The sequence below is a fragment of the Microbacterium sp. UMB0228 genome (assembly GCF_002871415.1).
Classification (GTDB): Bacteria; Actinomycetota; Actinomycetes; order Actinomycetales; family Microbacteriaceae; genus Microbacterium.
The window spans coordinates 611,416-628,670 of the sequence record NZ_PNFU01000001.1 but is presented as its reverse complement, the minus strand read 5'-3'; the positions used below and the strand labels follow the sequence as shown (position 1 = coordinate 628,670).

8 protein-coding genes are annotated in these 17,255 nt (G+C 72.8%); 2 read left to right on the top strand and 6 right to left on the bottom strand.

Annotated elements, in window-relative coordinates; all coding sequences use genetic code 11:
* Window positions 1–93 precede the first annotated feature (93 nt).
* Window positions 94–3,000: a UPF0182 family protein gene (locus tag CJ226_RS03080; RefSeq protein WP_102208278.1), complete on the bottom strand. Its 2,907-nt coding sequence runs from the start codon at window positions 2,998–3,000 to the stop codon at window positions 94–96.
* A gap of 74 nt (window positions 3,001–3,074) precedes the next feature.
* Window positions 3,075–4,166 (bottom strand): PDZ domain-containing protein, encoded by a 1,092-nt coding sequence (locus CJ226_RS03075; protein WP_102208277.1) that lies wholly within the window; start codon window positions 4,164–4,166, stop codon window positions 3,075–3,077.
* Window positions 4,167–4,284: 118 nt separating this feature from the next.
* Between CJ226_RS03075 and CJ226_RS03070 the strand changes: the two genes are divergently transcribed.
* Window positions 4,285–5,685 carry a zinc-dependent metalloprotease gene (locus CJ226_RS03070; RefSeq protein ID WP_102208276.1) on the top strand — a complete coding sequence of 467 codons (1,401 nt, stop codon included), beginning with the start codon at window positions 4,285–4,287 and terminating at the stop codon, window positions 5,683–5,685.
* A gap of 820 nt (window positions 5,686–6,505) precedes the next feature.
* On the opposite strand, the gene CJ226_RS03060 is transcribed toward CJ226_RS03070, so the two are convergent.
* The gene (locus CJ226_RS03060; protein ID WP_102208274.1) at window positions 6,506–8,227 is read right to left on the bottom strand and encodes an ATP-dependent helicase; all 1,722 of its coding nucleotides are present in this window, start codon (window positions 8,225–8,227) and stop codon (window positions 6,506–6,508) included.
* Window positions 8,224–9,105, bottom strand: coding sequence for an NAD(+) diphosphatase (gene nudC / locus CJ226_RS03055; protein WP_102208273.1), 882 nt, complete (start codon window positions 9,103–9,105; stop codon window positions 8,224–8,226). The genes CJ226_RS03060 and nudC overlap by 4 nt, the downstream gene beginning before the upstream one ends.
* A 65-nt stretch (window positions 9,106–9,170) precedes the next feature.
* Between nudC and CJ226_RS03050 the strand changes: the two genes are divergently transcribed.
* Window positions 9,171–10,517 (top strand): hypothetical protein, encoded by a 1,347-nt coding sequence (locus CJ226_RS03050; RefSeq protein WP_257996468.1) that lies wholly within the window; start codon window positions 9,171–9,173, stop codon window positions 10,515–10,517.
* On the opposite strand, the gene CJ226_RS03045 is transcribed toward CJ226_RS03050, so the two are convergent.
* Window positions 10,463–13,948 (bottom strand): ATP-dependent DNA helicase, encoded by a 3,486-nt coding sequence (locus tag CJ226_RS03045; RefSeq protein WP_102208271.1) that lies wholly within the window; start codon window positions 13,946–13,948, stop codon window positions 10,463–10,465. The genes CJ226_RS03050 and CJ226_RS03045 overlap by 55 nt on opposite strands.
* The gene (locus CJ226_RS03040) at window positions 13,945–17,154 is read right to left on the bottom strand and encodes an ATP-dependent DNA helicase (protein ID WP_102208270.1); all 3,210 of its coding nucleotides are present in this window, start codon (window positions 17,152–17,154) and stop codon (window positions 13,945–13,947) included. Before CJ226_RS03040 ends, CJ226_RS03045 begins: the two co-directional genes overlap by 4 nt.
* Window positions 17,155–17,255 lie beyond the last annotated feature (101 nt).

Sequence of the window (17,255 nt, the reverse complement as noted above, 5' to 3'; positions counted from 1 at the left end):
CCTGGTGCGGCGGACCGGCTTCCGGCGCACCACGGGTTCCGGAAACACGAAAGGGCACCCCGTGGGGGGTGCCCTTTCGTGTGCGTGGGAGGATCACTCTCCCGCGGCGGCCTCCAGCTCCAGGAGCTTCTCGACGGCCGCGGTGAGGCGCTTGTCCGCCTCGCCGAACTTCTCCAGGTCGCCCTCGGCGAGAGCCGCCTGGCGGTCGAGCAGCGCCTGCTGCGCCTTCGCCAGGGCATCGGCCTGCTCGTCCGTCGGCGTCGGCGTGGTCGGCGTCTCGCCGGTGTCGGGATCGGTCGTGCCCGGATCGGTGGGTTCGACCTCGTCGTCACCACCGGTCGCGCCGGAGTCGCCGCCGAACAGCGTGTCCAGCGCCTCGGTGAGCGTGTTCTCGAAGGCCACCCGGTCACCGAAGGCGACGAGCACCTTCTGCAGACGTGGCAGCTGCGTGCCCTCGGACGACTGCACGTAGACCGGCTGGACGTAGAGCAGACCGCCACCGACGGGCAGGGTCAGCAGGTTGCCGTAGATGACCTCGGACTCCCCCTGCTGGAGCAGGTTGAGCTGCGGGACCACGGCCGTGTCGGAGTTGTAGGTGTTCTGCACCTGACCGGGACCGGGCACCGTGGTGTCGGTGTCGATCTCGAGCATGCGCAGCTGCCCGTACCCCTCGGCCTTCACGCCCTTCTCGGCGCCGGCATCCGAGTCGACGGCGAGGTAGCCCATCAGCACGTCACGGCTGCCACCCGCGCCCTGGGAGGCCGGGATGAACGTGGAGAACATCGAGAACCGCGGTTCGTCCTGACCCGGCATCTGCATGGTCAGGTAGTACGGCGGCTGCAGCATCGCGTCGCTGCGCGGGTCGTTCGGCGTCTGCCAGCGGTTGTCCTGCTGGGCGAACGAGCCGGCCTTGTCGACGTGGTAGATGCCGAGGATGTCGCGCTGCACCTTGAACAGATCGGTCGGGTACCGGACGTGGCTCATGAGCTCGCCGGACATCTCGCTGATCGGCTTGAGGGTGGACGGGTAGACCTTCTGCCAGGTCTTCAGGACCGGGTCCTCCTCGTCCCAGGCGTACAGCGTGACCGAGCCGTCGTAGGCGTCGACCGTGGCCTTGACCGAGTTGCGGATGTAGTTGATGTCGTCGATCGCGAGCGACGGCGTCGGCACGTTCGAGTCGGCGATCGCGTCGGACAGGCTCACGCTCGTCGAGTACGGGTAGGTCGAGCTCGTCGTGTAGCCGTCCACGATCCAGACGATGCGGCCGTCCACGACGCTCGGGTACGGGTCGCTGTCGAGCTCGAGGTACGGCGCGACCTTCTGCACGCGGGTCTTCGGGTCGCGGTCGTAGAGGATCTGCGAGTCCTCGTTGACGAGGTTCGAGAACAGGATCTGCTCCGACTGGAACTTGAGCGCGTAGAGCAGCTTGGTGAAGCTGTCGCCGATCTTCGGCCCGCCGTTCCCGGTGAACGTCGTCTTCGTCTCGCTCGAGCCGTCCTTACCGCGCGGGTAGTCGATCTCGACCGGGTCGGCCCCCTCGGGGGCGCCGACGATGGAGTACTCCGGGGAGTTCTCGCCGAAGTAGACCCGCGGCTCGAAGTCGCCCTGCTCGGACAGGAAGCCCGAGGTGGGGATGCCGCGCTCGAGGAAGACGGGCTCGCCGTCGGTCGTGCGCTGGTTGCCCGCCGCGGCGACGAGGCCGTAGCCGTGCGTGTAGACCGCGACCCGGTTGTTCCAGTTGTCACCGTCGCCGAGGCCCGACATGTCGAGGTCGCGGACGGAGACGACCGTGTCCTGCTTCACGCCGTCGATCTCGTAGCGGTCGACGTCCATGGTCGTCTGGAACTGGTAGTAGCCGCGGTACTGCTCGAGCTGGCGGACCGTCGGCGGGATGACCTTCGGGTCCATGATGCGGATCGACGCGGTGGTCTCGGCGTCGGCGCGGAGCTGGCCCGCCTCGGCGTCGGTCTCGGCCTCGAAGGCCGTGGTCTCGAGGTCGGCGACGCCGTAGGCCTCCTTCGTGCCCTCGATGTTCCGCTGGTAGTACTCGGCCTGGTAGGCGTTCTGGTTCGGCTTCACCTGGAAGGTGGTGACCACCCAGGGGTAGCCGATGCCGATGACGAGGGAGGCCACGATCAGCAGTGCGGTCGCCGCGAGCGGGAAGCGCCAGCGGCCGATGACGGCGGTGACGAAGAACAGGATGGCCACGACGGCGGCGATGATCGCGAGGATGCCGAGGCCGGGGATGGTCGCGTTGGCGCCGGTATAGGCGGCACCCGTGATGCGGTCGTCCGGCTCGACGAGCGTCTTGTAGCGGTCCAGCCACAGGCTCGCGGCCTGCACGAGCAGGTAGAGACCGGCGATGACCGCGAGCTGGATGCGGGCCGGCTTGGAGATGCGCAGCTCGCCCTGGCCGACGCGCACCGAGCCGTAGAGGTAGGACACGAGTGCGGTGACGAGGAGGCTGAGCAGCAGGACGGCCGAGACGAACGCGAGGAGGATCGAGTAGAACGGCATCGCGAACATGTAGAAGCCCGTGTCGACCTTGAACTGCGGGTCGACCTCACCGGTGGCGACGCCGTTGGCCCACAGCCAGACCGTCTTCCAGTTGCCGGCCGCCGCGAACCCCGCGAAGAGGCCGAAGAAGATGGGCATGCCCCACATCGCCAGGCGGCGCAGCGGCTCGATGACCTCCTGGTAGCGGTCGAGCTGCGAGCTCAGCCGGACGTAGACCGGGCGGAGCCGGTAGGCGAGCTGGATGACGACGAACAGCGGCACGGCCATGCCGAGGAAGCCGACGACGAACATCACCGCCGTCGCGATCCACTGCGTGGTGAGCACGCCGGTGAACCCGACCTGGTCGAACCAGAGGAATTCGGTGTAGAGGGACGCGAAGACGAAGAACGCCGCGATGAGCGCGGCGATGATCACCAGGGAGATTCCGAGGATGCGTCGGGAGGTTCGAGGCGTGGCCGGGGGCTGGGCTGGGGTCGAGGTCACCCCTCCATCCTAGGCACCGCTCGCTGTGGGCGGGCTGTCACACCGGTCACGGCGGGGTCACGACCCGCGCCGGTTCAGGTGGCCGGGATGTCGCAGGTCGGCAGCGCGTCGACGTCGCCGTCCTCGGCGATGACCTCCAGCGCCGCGAGCGATTCGTCGAGGGTCGCGGTGCGGATGACCTGCAGGCCGTCCGGCACGTGCCCCACGACCTCGTCGCAGTTCGCCTCCGGGGCGAGGAAGTAGTCCGCACCGGCGTCGCGGGCGCCGTAGAGCTTCTGGCGGATGCCTCCGATCGGCCCGACGGTCCCCTCGGCGTCGATCGTCCCCGTACCCGCGATCTCCTTGCCGCCGTTCAGCTCGCCCGGCGTCAGGGTGTCGATGATCCCGAGAGCGAACATCATCCCCGCGCTGGGGCCGCCGACGTTGTCGAGCTGGATCGTGACGTCGACCTCGAAGTCGTAGTCCGTGCGCAGCGTGATGCCGATCAGCCACGTCGTCGTGCCGTCCTGGGTCTGCTCCTCCGGCGTGATCTCCACGGCCTGCTCGTCGCCGTCGCGGCGCACCGTGAGCGCGACCGGATCGCCGCCCGCCTCCTGGATGGCCTCGCGCAGCGCGGTGGCCGAGGTCACGGGCGTGCCGTCGATCGCGGTGATCACGTCGTCCGCCTGGAGCAGACCGTCGGCCGGCGACCCCTCGACCGCATCGACCACGACGACCTCGGCTCCCGTGTCGTAGCCGAGCTCGTTCAGCGCGGCGGCCGTCGCCTCGTGCTGCGAGTCGACCATGAGCATCGCATTGCGCTCGTCCCGCTGCTCGGTGGTGACGCCCTCGGGGAAGACCGCGTCCAGCGGCACGACGGCCCGCGACGCGTCCATCCAGGCGAGGGCGAGCTCGAACCAGCTCGGCGTGCGCTCCCGGTTGCCGACGACCTGGACGGTGGTGAGGTCGAGCGTTCCGCCCGTCTCGTAGGTCTCCGTCCCCTCCACGCTGATGAGCGGGACCTGCTCGCCGTCCGCGTTCTTCGCGGTGCCGAGGGTGTCGTACACCGGACCGGGGCGCTGGATGACGTAGGGCGAGGGCAGGAACGTGAGGACGGCGAGCGCCGCGAGCGCGACCACCAGCGCCCAGACCCCGAGTCCGAGCTTCCCTGCGCGCGGTCGTTCCACAGCAATCCTCCGTCGTTCGCGAGCGGCGTACAGCGATCTGCCCGCTTCGGGGTCGCGCACTGAAACCTGTGACTAGCGTAGATGCCACGGCTTCAGACGTGCTGAGAGGGCGAGCGACATGGCAGACAACGAACCGAACCCGGAGGACTTCCAGGAGTTCCTGCGACGGATGCTCTCGAACCAGGGCGGCGGCGACATCGACCCCGAGGCGCTGCGCGGCGCCTTCCAGGGGATGGACGGCTTCACCTTCGACCCGGCGATGATGCAGACGATCATGGCGCAGCTCCAGGGTGCCTTCGGCGGCGATCCGTGGGAGAACTCGCTCCGGCAGGCCCTCCACATCGCCAACCGCGAGGGCCAGGGCATCGCCGACGGCTCGCGATCCTCCCTCGCCGACTCCTTCGCTCTCGCGAACCTGTGGCTGGGCGAGGTGACCACCATCTCCGAACTCGCCGCTCCCCCGGTGGCGATGACCCGCGGCGAGTGGGTCGAGAAGACGCTGCCGGTGTGGAAGGAGATCGCCGGCCCCGTCTCGACGAGCATCGCCGACGCCCTGACGGCCGCGCTCGACACCCAGGTCCCCGAGGAGATGCGCGGTGTCGTGCAGGGTGCGGGACGCCTGATGCGGGGCCTCGGCGGCTCCGTCTTCGCCGCCCAGTTCGGGCAGGTGCTCGGCAATCTCTCGCTCGAGGTCGTCTCCGGCGGCGACGTGGGCATCCCCGTGCTGCCGGCGGGCACGGCCGCCGTGATCCCGCAGAACCTCACGGCTTTCGGTGAGGGGCTCGAGATCCCCGAGGACCAGATCGCGCTCTACATCGCCACCCGCGAGCTCGCCTACGCCCGCCTGTACCGTCACGCCAAGTGGCTGCATCTGCACGTGATGGCGCAGATCACCGATTTCGCCCGCGGCGTGACGGTGGACGTCGACGCCCTGGAGGACGTGGCGAGCCGCCTCGATCCCTCGAACCCCGAGGAGCTGCGCGCGGCGATCGAGGGCGGCGCCCTCCTGCCCACGCAGACCGAGGCGCAGCGCGAGGCCCTCGCCCGCCTGGAGAACCTCATCGCGACCATCGACGGCTGGGTCGACGTGGTCACGGCGGAGGCCACCACCCGGCTGCCCGACGGCGGCAGGATCGCCGAGGCGGCCCGCCGCCGTCGCGCGGTCGGCGGCCCGGCGGAGGATGCCCTCGGCGCGCTCGTCGGGCTCAAGCTCCGCCCCCGGCGCATCCGCGAGGCGTCCGCCATGTGGCGTGCGGTCACGGACGCCGTCGGCGTCGCCGCCCGGGATTCCCTGTGGGACTACCCCGACCTCATGCCCACCGCCGAGGACATCGACGACCCGACGGCGCTGATCGCACGTCTGCAGGCCGCCGAGCGCGGGGAGCAGCCCGAGGCGGACGAGTTCGACGAGGCGCTCGCGCGCCTGCTGGACGGCGACGATTTCTCCGGGGAGACGCCGGCCCAGGGCAGCGGCGAGGACGGCGACGACGACGCTCCGGAGGGCGAGCGCCCGGTCTGAGTCCGGTCATCGGGGGGGGCTGGGCACTCTCCCTCCCCGACCGGGCGGAGCCCGCCGATTTCTCCACCGATCCCTCGAACCGGTCTGCGGCGTCGCGCGGCTCCGCAGAATCGAGGGGTGCCGCTCACCCCGACGACCCTGACCCGTCTCGATCCCGCGTTCCCGCTGCTCTGGCGCGATGGGACGACCCTCCAGATCGGCGACGACCCCGGCATCCGGGTCCCGGCCTCCGCACCCTGGGTCGAACGGCTCCTCAGCCGCATGCGCCGAGGATTCCGGCGCAGCGCGTTCGACGTCATCGCGCACCGCGCGGGTGCACCGTGGTCCGAGGCGCGACGGCTGCTGGCCGTCGTCGAACCGGCGCTGCAGGACGAGCCCGCTCCGCCGCGCGCCGCGCGCGTCTCCGCGCTCGGCCTCACCGACACGCGCGCGGAGGGGCGGCTGTGCGAGACGCTCGAGGACGAGGGCGTGCCGCTCGCGACGGCCGAGGAGCGGGGGTCGACGGCGGTCGCCGTCGTCCTCGTCCCCGGCGCGGCGGCCGCCGTGCAGTTCGCCCCGATGCTGCGCGCCGACCACCCGCACCTGCCCGTCGCGGTCGAGCCCGCGCGCATCACCGTGGGGCCGCTCGTGATCCCCGGGGTCACGCCGTGTCTGAGCTGCCGGGACGCCGAGGACACCGCTCGCGATCCGGCCTGGGCGCTCCTGCACGGTCAGCTCGTCGGCCGCGACCCCGGACGCCTCACGCTCGCCAGGGTGGCCGCCGCCGGGGCCGTCGCCGCGCATCTCCTGCGCGCGGCCGATCCGGCGCGCATCGCCAGGGTCAGCGCGGACGGCGGGATCGCGTGGCGTTCGGTGCGGTTTCGCGCAGAATGCCTGTGCCGCGCGCCGTCGTGCCCATCTCCGCCAGGAACCGCGACGGCGCCCGCTCGCCGCGCCCCGCCGTCCGTGCCCACGACAGCTCCAGCGTGCGCGCAGCCCGCGTGACCCCGACGTAGGCCAGACGCCGTTCCTCGTCGACGGCCTCGAACGTCGTCGCGTAGGAGATCGGCAGAGACCCCTCCGCCCATCCGGCCAGGTACACGTGCGGCCACTCCAGGCCCTTCGCGGCATGCAGCGTCGACAGCGTCACCGTCCGCATCGTCGGCTCGTGCTGATCCTTCGCGCGGGCCATGAGCTCGTCGCTGAAGGACCGCAGAGTCGTCTCCGGCCCCGCCTCCTCCGCGAGACGGAGGATGGCACGCCGCGCCTCCCACCCGTCGCGCTGGGCTCCCCCGGCCGCCGGAGGCTCCTCGGTGAGCCCCAGCTCGCGCAGCACCCGTCGCACCCCGGGCAGGAATCCCTGCTCGGTCGGCGCCACCGCCGCCGCACGGAGCGCGAGGATCGCCTGGCGCACCTCCGGCATGGCGAAGAACCGCGTGCCGCCGAGCACCGAGGTGGCGATGCCCTCGGCGGCGAGCGCCTGCTGGAGCACCGCGGACTGCGCATGGGCGCGATACAGCACGGCGATCTCCGCCGGGGACGCGCCCCCGGCGATCCGGGCCGCGACGCCGGCGGCGATGCCCGCGGCCTCCTCGGCCTCCGTGTCGTACGCGGTGACCGTCGGCGGCTCCGCCGTGAACTGCTCCCGGGCCGGGACCAGCTCCAGCGCGCCGGGCCTGCCGTGCATCAAGGCGTTCGCCGCCGTCAGGATGGGGGCCTGGGACCGGTAGTTCGTCTCGAGACGGATGACGGTCGCGTCGGGGTGCCGCCGCTCGAACTCGAGCAGGAAGCGCTGCTCCGCCCCGGCGAACGAGTAGATCGTCTGGCTGGCGTCGCCGACCACGCAGATGTCGTGCCGATCGCCCAGCCAGAGCTCCAGGAGCCGGTTCTGGAGCGGCGACACGTCCTGGAACTCGTCGACGGTGAAGTGCCGGTACTGCTCGTGGACGGCGGCCGCGACCCGGGGCTCGGTCTCCAGCATCCCCGCGCAGGCGAGCAGCACGTCCTCGAAGTCGAGTTGATGACGCTCGTCCTTGAGCGCCTCGTAGCCGCGCATCAGCTCCACGAGCTGCGTGGGGTCGATCCCGCTGATCGGGCGACCGAGCTCGGCGTACCGGTCGATCGAGACCATCGAGACCTTCCGCCACTCGATCTCCGCGGCGATGTCGCGCAGCGTCGCCGTACTCGGACGCAGGCGGATGGCATCGGCGGCCTGGCCCAGCAGGCGCACCTTGTTGTCGATGATCGACGGCGCGGGCGCACCGGCCAGGGTGGGCCAGAAGAAGTTGAGCTGTGCGAGGGCCGCCGCGTGGAAGGTGCGGGCGGCCACGCCCTCGACGCCGAGCGCACGCAGGCGGCCGCGGAGCTCGCCGGCGGCCTTCGCGGTGAACGTGACCGCCATCACGCGCGACGGCGAGTAGGCGCCCGTGTCCACCCCGTGCGCGATGCGATGCGTGATGACCCTGGTCTTGCCCGTCCCGGCCCCCGCGAGCACCGCCACTGGGCCCCGCAGGACCGAGGCCGCCGCTCGCTGCCGCTCGTCGAGGGCATCGAGTGCGCTCACGGGCGCTCCTCGAACCAGTCGACGATGAGGGCCCGCGCGATCGAGGCCGGCCCCGGGAGTCCGACCGGACCGTTCCCCGCGAGCGCGGAGCCGATCTCCGCCCGCGTGAACCACCGGACGTCGATGATCTCCTCGCCGTCCGGGCGCGCCGCCGCGTCGTCCTCGACGACCGCCCGGAAGCCGACCATGAGCGACCGCGGGAACGGCCACGGCTGCGAGGAGACGTAGCGGAGGGCCGACAGCCGCACGCCGGACTCCTCCTCGATCTCCCGGTGCACGGTGGCTTCGAGGGACTCGCCCGCCTCGGTGAAACCCGCGAAGCAGGAGTACATGCGTCCGCCCCAGTTGGCGTTGGCGCCGAGCAGCAGCCGCTCGCCGTCCGCGCTCTCGACGGCGACGATCACGGCGGGATCGGTCCGCGGGAAGTGCTCGCGCCCGCACACCAGGCACCGTCGAGACCAGCCCGCGGTGCGCAGCTCCGTCCCTCCGCCGCAGGTGGGGCAGAACGGGGCGTCGCGGAGCCAGCCGGCCAGGGCGACGGCGGCGACCAGGACCTCGGACTCCCCCGCGTCCAGGCGCCCGCCGAGGTCGCGGAGCCCGAGCCAGATCTCGTCGGGCGCGGTGTCGAGGGCATCGGTCTCCGGCGGCAGCGCGGCGAGCAGGAGCGCCGCGCCGTCGGCATCCCGGCCGAGCAGCGCCCAAGTCCCGTCCGCGACCTCGTCCGGCGAGACGCGCAGCAGCGCGGAGGCCGCCACGCGCACACGTCCCTCCCGGACGACGACGACGCGCGAGCCCGCGTCGTCGCGCAGACGCTCGAGCACGCCCTCCTCCTCGCGGAGTTCGGCGGCGCGGTCGAAGAACGGGCGCGGAATGCTCATCGACTCCCCCTTTCACGGGCGTGGCGGAGGCGGGACCGCCCCTGAGCCGACCTAACCTTGGGGGCATGGGACGCTCTCCATTCACTCTAGCCGCGGCGGTGACGGCCGCACTTCCCGGCGCGGAGGTCACGGGCACCCGGGCGCTCACCGCGGACGGCGACGGGCGCTTCGACTCCGCCGTCGCCTCGCTCGCCGACGGCCGGGAACTCGCGATCCGCGTGGCTGACGACGATGACGCGGCGCGGGAGCTGGCGGCGGAGGCCCTGGCGCTGCGCGCCCTCACCGACGGTGCGCGTGCCATGCTGCCGTTCCGCGCCCCCGGCTACATCGGCGAGACCAGGGTGGGCGAAGGGCGTGCGCTCGTGACCGAGCTGCTCCCCGGCTTCCAGATCGAGGCGTCGATGGTACCCGCCGGACGCGGCGCGGCGGAATCCATGGGAGCCGCGATCGCCGCCGTACACGGGCTGCCGACGTCGGTCGTCCGCGGCGCCGGGCTCGTGATGCGCAGCGCCGAGGAGAGCCGCGCCGAACTGGAGCGGCTTGTCGACACCGCGGCCGCCACCGGACGCGTCCCTGCCCGCCTCACTGTGCGGTGGCGGGACGCCGTCGCCGACGACGACCTCTGGCGCTTCGAGTCGACCGTCGTGCTCGGCGGCGCGCAGGCGACGTCCTTCCTCTTCGACGACCACCCCGAGCGCGGCCCCGAGGTCACCGGCGTGATCGGCTGGCACGGTCTCGCGGTCGGTGATCCGGCACTCGATCTCTCCTGGCTGTCCGCGGCTCCCGACGCGGCGGCCGACGTGCACGGCGCCTACGCCCGTGCCATGGACCGCACTCCCGATGCCGGGCTCGAGGTCCGCGCGCGTCTGCTCGCCGAGCTGGAGTTCGCGCGCTGGCTCGTCCACGGCGACGCGCTGCGGCGCGAGGACATCGTGGAGGACGCTGCGGCGCTGCTCGAGGCTCTCGCCGACGGCCTCCGCCATGACGATCTCGGCGCGCCCGGCGATCGACGCTCGGACGTGGACTCCGCGATGGACGCGCTCGACCGCGTGCCGGTGGCGGCCGCCCCCGAGGTGGACACCTCGATGCAGACCGACGCCTACAACCCCGAGGAGCTCTGGGCGGCGGAGGCGGACGACGCCGACCGCGACGCCCCGGCGGCCTCGTCGACGGACGCGGAGGAGCCCGCGGATGCACCGTCGCAGCCGGACGCGGAACGCCGCGCCGCGGTGGCGAGCATCGAGACCGAAGACCTCTCCGGCGTCGCCCACGCGTTCGCCGAGACGCGCGGGAGCGGACGAGGCGAGTACTCCGCCCCCTCGTCCTCCCCCGCGGCCGACGACGACTCCGAGGAGGCTCAGCGCGCGGCGCGGGCGGCGCTCCAGCGCTGGAAGAGCTCCTCCTCCGAGTAGACGCGATCCCCGCGGATGACGAGGTCGTCGGCCACGTAGTACAGCGCCACGTCGATGTCCTCCAGCGGGACACCGAACCGTCGGTGGTACGCGAGCCGATAGAGGGCGAGCTGCAGCATGCGCTCCTCGCGCTCCTGCGGCGTCCGCGGCGCCCGCCCGGTCTTCCAGTCCACGATCTCGATCCGTCCTCCGCGGTCGGCGCGTCGGTACACCGCATCGAGCTTGCAGATCACGATGTGCGCGTCCGTGGCGCTGGCACCCGTCCCCGGAAGGCCGGCGCCCAGCGCGAAGTCGATCTCGATCTCCACGGCGAGGGGCTGCAGCGGCCCCCACTCGCTCCGCTCGAAGGTCTGCTGCAGCGCCGCGAGGTCGGCGGCATCCGCCGCTGCCCCTGACCCCGGAGCGCCCGGTACGCTGTCGCCCTCGGGCTCGTCCTCGTCGATCTCCCAGAGCGCCTCATCGACCCGGGTCCCGACGCCGACGAGCTCGGAGCGCTGCTCCACCCACGCGTGGAACAGGGTCCCCAGACGGGTCTGGCGGTACGGACGCTCCGGCATCGGACGCACGAGCGAGGACAGGGTGCCCGTGTAGTCCGTGACGTAGTCCTTGAACCGGGAGGCGGGAACGCGGGTGGGAGCCTCCGCGTCCGTTCCACGCTGGCGGGCCGCTCGCTCGTCGAGGAGCCGGCGCAGCTCCTCAGTCGGAACGGCGGCGTCGTCGTGCAGGGCCTCCTCGACGAGCGCGGCCGCGGCGGTCACCACGGCGCGCCGCCCGCCGAGGGGATCGAGCGGCCAGTGGAGCGTGGCTCCGGGACCGTCGTACGGGTTCTCGTCGGGATCGACCGGCGGGATCTCGTCGTGGCCGAGGACGTCGATGGCCTCGAGGAGGTACGGGCTCGGTGTGCGCGGCGCCTTCTGGCCCGCCCAGTGGGCTCCGCTGAGCAGAAGATCGCTCTTGGCGCGGGTGATCGCCACATAGGCGAGGCGACGCTCCTCCTGGCGCTGATACTCCCGGTAGGCGTCCTTGAACCGCTTGAGCGCGCCACCGTACGGATTCGCCTTCGTCACACCGCCCGACAGCGACGCCTGGGCGCGCTTCTGCCGCGTGCCAGGGTCGGTCTCCCCCTCCATCGCCTCCTCCGGATCCCAGACGAAGCGCGGGAGCGCATCCCGGTCTCCGCGCAGCGCGAAGGGAACGACGCCGAAGCCGAACCAGCCGGAGGTGTCGGACACGCGTCCCGGCAGCTCGTCGACGACGAGGCGCACGACCGCGACCGCGTCCCACTCCAAGCCCTTCGACCCGTGGATCGTGAGCAGTTGCACGACGCCGGGTTCCGGCGGCTCCGGACGCGGCATGAGCTCGTCGGTGCTCTCGGCCTTGTCGAGCCAGGCGAGCAGACTGCCGATCGTGCCGCGCTCGTCGGCGGCGAGGAACGCGCGCACCTCGTCGGCGAACGCCCGCAGCTGGGTGGCCGCGACGCGCGCGGGGCCTCGGGTCTCGTTGGCGGCGAGCTCGATGTCCAGCCGCAGTTCCAGCTCGATGAGCCGGATGAGCTCCGGGATGGGCTGGGACGACGCGCGACGCAGACGCTCCAGCATCTCCCCTGCCGCGCGGATCCGGGCGCGTCCCTCCGGCGTGATCCCCTCCAGCAGGCGATAGTCGTCCCGGACCGCGCGCACGATGTCGACCGCGTCCACGATGGAGACGGCCTCGTCGGCACCGCGGGAGGAGCGGAGCCGCGCCCTGACCTCCTCGGGCAGGGGCATGAGGGCGGTGTCGCGCTCCGCGAGTGCGCGCCCCAGCTCGTAGAGCGCCGCCATGTCCGCCACCCCGACGCCGAAGCGCGGGCCGGTGAGGAGCCGGATCAGCGCCGAGCCCGCCGTCGGATCGTGCACCACCCGCAGCGTCGAGACCACATCGACGACCTCGGGCGTGGCGAGCAGGCCGCCCAGGCCGAGGATGCGGTGCGGGATGCCCTGCGCGGCGAGCGCGCCGGCGAAGGTCTGCATGTGGCGCTTGGACCGGAACAGGATGGCGCCGGTGTGCGGGGAGGCCGAGGTCGCCTCGTGGGCGGCGCGGCGCTCGGCGAACCAGGCCGCGACCTCGGCGGCCTCGTCGTCGACGGTGAAGGGGTAGCGCACGGCGACCGTGCCCGCCCCCGCGCCCGGCCGCGGCTCCAGCGGCGGCACATCGAGTCCGGGGCGCTGCAGAGGCTCGAGCACCCGGTTGGCGACGTCGAGGATCCTCCGATCGTTGCGCCAGCTCGTCATGAGGCTGTAGGTGCGCACGCCGCCTGCACTCGAGAAAGACCGGGGGAACGCATACAGGTTGTCGGCGCTGGCCCCGCGCCAGCCGTAGATCGACTGGTGCGGATCGCCGACGGCCATGACGGCCGTGTCGCGGAACAGCTCCGCGAGGAAGCGCGTCTGGATCACGGAGGTGTCCTGGTACTCGTCGAGCAGCACCACGCGGTGCTGCTCTCGGAGCTCGGCGCGGACGTCCGGCGCGGACTCGACGATGTCGTACGCGCCGGAGACCTGGTCGGCGAAGTCGAGCACGCCGCGGCGATCCTTCTCGGCGATGTAGTCCCGCACGAGGCGGGTCAGGGTCGGGAGGGTGCGCAGGTTGACCGCCGCCTTCTCGACGTCGGCGTGGGAGCGGTAGGGCTCGAACGCCGCGGCCTGCGCCGCGGCGAGGCGCTCCGCCTCCGCGAGGTCGACCCGATGGTCGACGGCCTCGCCGGCGAGCCGCTGCACGGCATCGATGACCGTCCCCAGGGCGTAGTCGACCTCCTCCAGCTCCGGCAGGTCGCTGCGGAGCACGACCTCGCGCGCCAGCATCCAGGAGGCCGCCTGGCTCAGCATCGCCACATCCGGATCCCGGCCGATGCGGGCGGCGTGCTCGCGGACGATGCCGTCCGCGAAGGCGTTGTAGGTCGACACGCGCGGGCGGATGAGGAGGTCGTCGGCGGTGCGGACCGCCCCCGGCTCTCCGCCCGTGCCGTGCTGCCGGGCGAGGTCGTCGAGGACCTGCGTACGCACGAGCTCCCGCTGGCGCCCCGGCGCGGCGTCCGCCACCCGGCGCAGCGCTCCTCCGGCGACGATCTCCGGGAGGTGCGGGAGCAGACCCCGCCGCCCGTACTCGTCGACGACGGCGAGGCGGGCGCCGATGCGCTCCGCCAGCTCCCCCGCCGCCTTGCGCGTGAACGTGAGTCCGAGGACCTCGTCCCGGCGGACGAGCCCGTTCGCGACGAGCCAGACGACCCGGGCCGACATGGTCTCCGTCTTACCGCTGCCGGCTCCGGCGACGACGAGGGCGGGCTCGAGCGGGGCCTCGATCACCTGCTGCTGGGCGGGCGTCGGGGTCGGGAGTCCGAGCGCGGCGGCGATATCGGTCGCCGAGAGCACGGCGTCCGCGGGTCCTGCGGTCATGCGCTCACCGCCGGCACGGTGTGGATGCGGCACGGATGCACCCGGCGCTGGGTGTCGGCGCAGTGCGCCTCGACCTGAGCCGTGAAGCTCGCCGCCGACATGCCGCGGGCGACCTCCGCGACCCGGCGCAGGAACTGCGATCGGGCCTCGGCGTCCAGAGCATGCTGATGCGCGACGCGGTAGTCGCTCTTGGCCAGCGTCTTCGAGACGATGACGAGCCGCGCGCCCCCCAGCGAGCCCGGCGCGGCACCGGGCACGAGACCCTCCTGCACCGCGATCTGATACGCCGCGAGCTGGGCGTGCTGGACGACGCCGCCGTCCGACTCCGGATCGGTCTTCCCGGTCTTGAGGTCGACGACCACCGTGGTCCCCTCCGGCCCGCCGGCCATCGTCTGCCACCCGCGGCCGCGCGCCGGGCCGTGTTCGCCGGCACCAGGCGGGTACGCCTCGACCCGGTCGATGTAGCCGTGCACGATGGCACGGTGCCCGCGGTCCTCTCCCACCGGGTGCACCGTGGGCTCGGCGGTCGCACCGGACACGTCGACGGCGAACCGGAACTCCACCTCGCTGCCGAGGACGCGCCCGCCGTCTCTCCTCACCTCGCCGAGGTAGCTGTGCAGCCGGTCGACGAACAGGTCGGCGCGGCGGCGCTCCTTGCGTCCGATCCACGCCGTCTCGAAGTCGAGTTCCGGCCAGTGCTCCTCGACGATCTCCCGCATGCGCGCGAGATCGCCGTCCGGTACGCGCTCCATCGCCTCGTGGACGATCGTGCCGATACCGGCCGTCGGCGGCATGACCGTATCGCCCCCGAGGGCCGAGACGACCCAGTTGAGCCCGCACTCCTCGTACGACTCGACGGCCGAGGGCGACACCCGTGCGCCGTTCGCTGCGAGATCGCGGAGCGGTGCCGCGGTCGACGGCGCCGTCACTCCGTACCAGTCGTGCGGATGCGCACCGGGCACCCCCTCCCTGGCCAGAACGGCGAGCTGGGCGGCGGCCTCGCGCCGCGCCGGCTCGGCGGGGGCCGTGGTGAGCACGCGACGATGCCGCGCGACGAGCCCGCGCAGCGTGAGGGGGTGTTCCGCCGAGGCATGGCGCTCCGGCGGCTCCGGCGGCGGCAGGAATCCGAAGAAGGCGCTGGGCGACAGGTCGTCGTCGTCCACGGCGGTGATGAGCAGTCGATGGCGCGCCCGGGAGAGCGCCCGCACGAACAGGCGCAGCTCGTCGTGCAGAGCGGCGCGACGCCGGTCGAGCACGCCGGGCACCTCCGCCGGCAGGCCAGAGCGCGCCGCGATCAGCGCGTCGGCGAGCCGCCAGGTCTGGAGCAGCCCGCCCCGCAGCCGCACGTTGGGCCACACGCCGTCCTGCACCCCGGCGACGACCACGGCGTCGAACTCCGTGCCGAGCGCTGTGGCCGGCGTGAGCAGCGTCACCGTGCCCGGCCGCTCGGGCGACGACAGCGTGTCCTCCGGCACCTCGCTGTCGAGGATGTCGCGCACGAACACCTCGGGACGCTCGTTCGGGGTGCGCTCCACGAAGCGCTTGGCCGCGTCGAAGAGGGCCACGAGGGCGTCGAGCGACCGCGCCGTCTCGGCGCCGGTGGGCAGCAGCGAGATCTCCCGCCACGCGACGTGCAGCCGCCGCCCGTCGACGGCCCTGGCCTGCTCCCAGATGCGCCACAGGAGGTCGTGGATCGTCTCGCCCTCCGCCGCCGCACGGGCGACGCCGGCGACCGTCTCGGCGAAGCGCTCGGCGGTCCGCGACTCCGGCGCATCGATGAGCGTGAGGGTGGCCGGCGCCGACATCGCCGCGCGCAGCAGCTCGCGCGCCGGGGTCGACCCGCCCTGCCCGAGTTCGAGGTGGCGGAGCCGCGCGCGCAGCCGCCGCAGCGCGATCGCATCCATGCCGCCGAACGGTGTGCGCAGCGCCTCCTCCCAGGCCTGCACCGTGCGCTCGTCGTCCGGGGTCAGCGCGAGCCGGACGATGCCGACGATGTCGCGCACGATCCCCTCGCTGCCGAGCGGGCGCTGCACACCGGCGGCCCTCGTCGGGATCTCGCGCGCGGCGAGCTCGGTCTCGAGGGCTGTGACCTGACGGGTGTCATGGGCGATGACCGCCATCCGCTCCCACGGGATCCCGGCGCGGAGATGCCAGTCGCGCATGACCCCGGCGATGCGGTCGAACTCCTCGTAGGGCGACGGGGCTAGGAAGGTCGACACCTCGGCCTCGTCGTCCTCCGCCGCCGGTGCCGGCGCCCGCCGGTGCTCGACCCGTCCTGACACCCCGATCGCCTGCGTCACCGTGCGCGTCAGCGCGGTCAGCAGGGGGCGCTGCCGGTGCGCGCCGTCGAGCACATGCACGGTGCCGAGCGCGCCGGTGAGCTGCGCGAACAGCTCGGGACTGGCACCGCGGAAGGCACCGGAGGAGATGTCGGGATCACCGAACGCCTGCACCGCGACGCCCCGCTCCCGGAGCGCGCGCACCACGCCGATCCCGCCGCGCGTGAGCTCCTGGGCGTCGTCGATGAGCACCACCCGCAGGGGTGCGAGCGGCCCGAGGGTGGCGCCGTCGGCGGTGCGGAGGATCCCCGCCGCCTCGCTGAGGAGGTCGGCGGTGTCACGGTGCGCGGCCCGCAGGGCGTCGAGCACCGCGCGGTACTCCTCCACGAAGTCGGCGGCGGCCGTCCACACCGCGTCGCCCGTGGCGCGCAGCTCCGCCGGACTCGCCCCCAGCTCCGCGCATTCCGCGAGGAAGGCACGCAGCTCGGAGCGGAAGCCCTTCGAGGCGCGGACCGGCTCGCTGAGCGCCGGAGGCCAGGAGATGCGGGCGTCCTCGGCATCTCCGGCCAGCAGTTCGGCGATGATGCGATCCTGGTCGGCGCCGGTGAGCAGCGCCGGCGGCTCGGCCCCTTCGCGGACCATCGCCCCGCGGACCAGCTGGAACGCGAACGACCCGAGCGAGCGAGCCAGTGGCCCTGGCGTCGCCTGGCCGATGCGCACGCCGATGCGGTCGCGCAGCGCGGTGGCCGCCTGCCGGCTCGGGGTGAGCGCCAGCACCTCCTCCGGACGCAGCCCCTCGACCTCGAGGAGCTGCACGACCCGGTCGACGAGCGTGCGCGTCTTACCCGTGCCGGGGGCGCCGATCACGACGCCGGACGCGGTCGGCGGCGCCGTGATCACAGCTCGCTGCGCGGCATCCGACATCATCCCTCCACGCTATCGGGAGGCGCGGACATCGGCGTCGAGGGCGGGGCTGCTCGCAGGTTGTGCGCTCAGGGCGAAACGGCCCCCGTCACCGGTCTCCGCCA

Bases quoted from the DNA above. Each gene is read 5' to 3' on its own strand.
- CJ226_RS03045 (WP_102208271.1), bottom strand. From the start codon at position 13,948: ATGACCGCAGGACCCGCGGACGCCGTGCTCTCGGCGACCGATATCGCC.
- CJ226_RS03040 (WP_102208270.1), bottom strand. From the start codon at position 17,154: ATGATGTCGGATGCCGCGCAGCGAGCTGTGATCACGGCGCCGCCGACC.
- CJ226_RS03070 (WP_102208276.1), top strand. From the start codon at position 4,285: ATGGCAGACAACGAACCGAACCCGGAGGACTTCCAGGAGTTCCTGCGA.
- nudC (WP_102208273.1), bottom strand. From the start codon at position 9,105: ATGAGCATTCCGCGCCCGTTCTTCGACCGCGCCGCCGAACTCCGCGAG.
- CJ226_RS03050 (WP_257996468.1), top strand. From the start codon at position 9,171: ATGGGACGCTCTCCATTCACTCTAGCCGCGGCGGTGACGGCCGCACTT.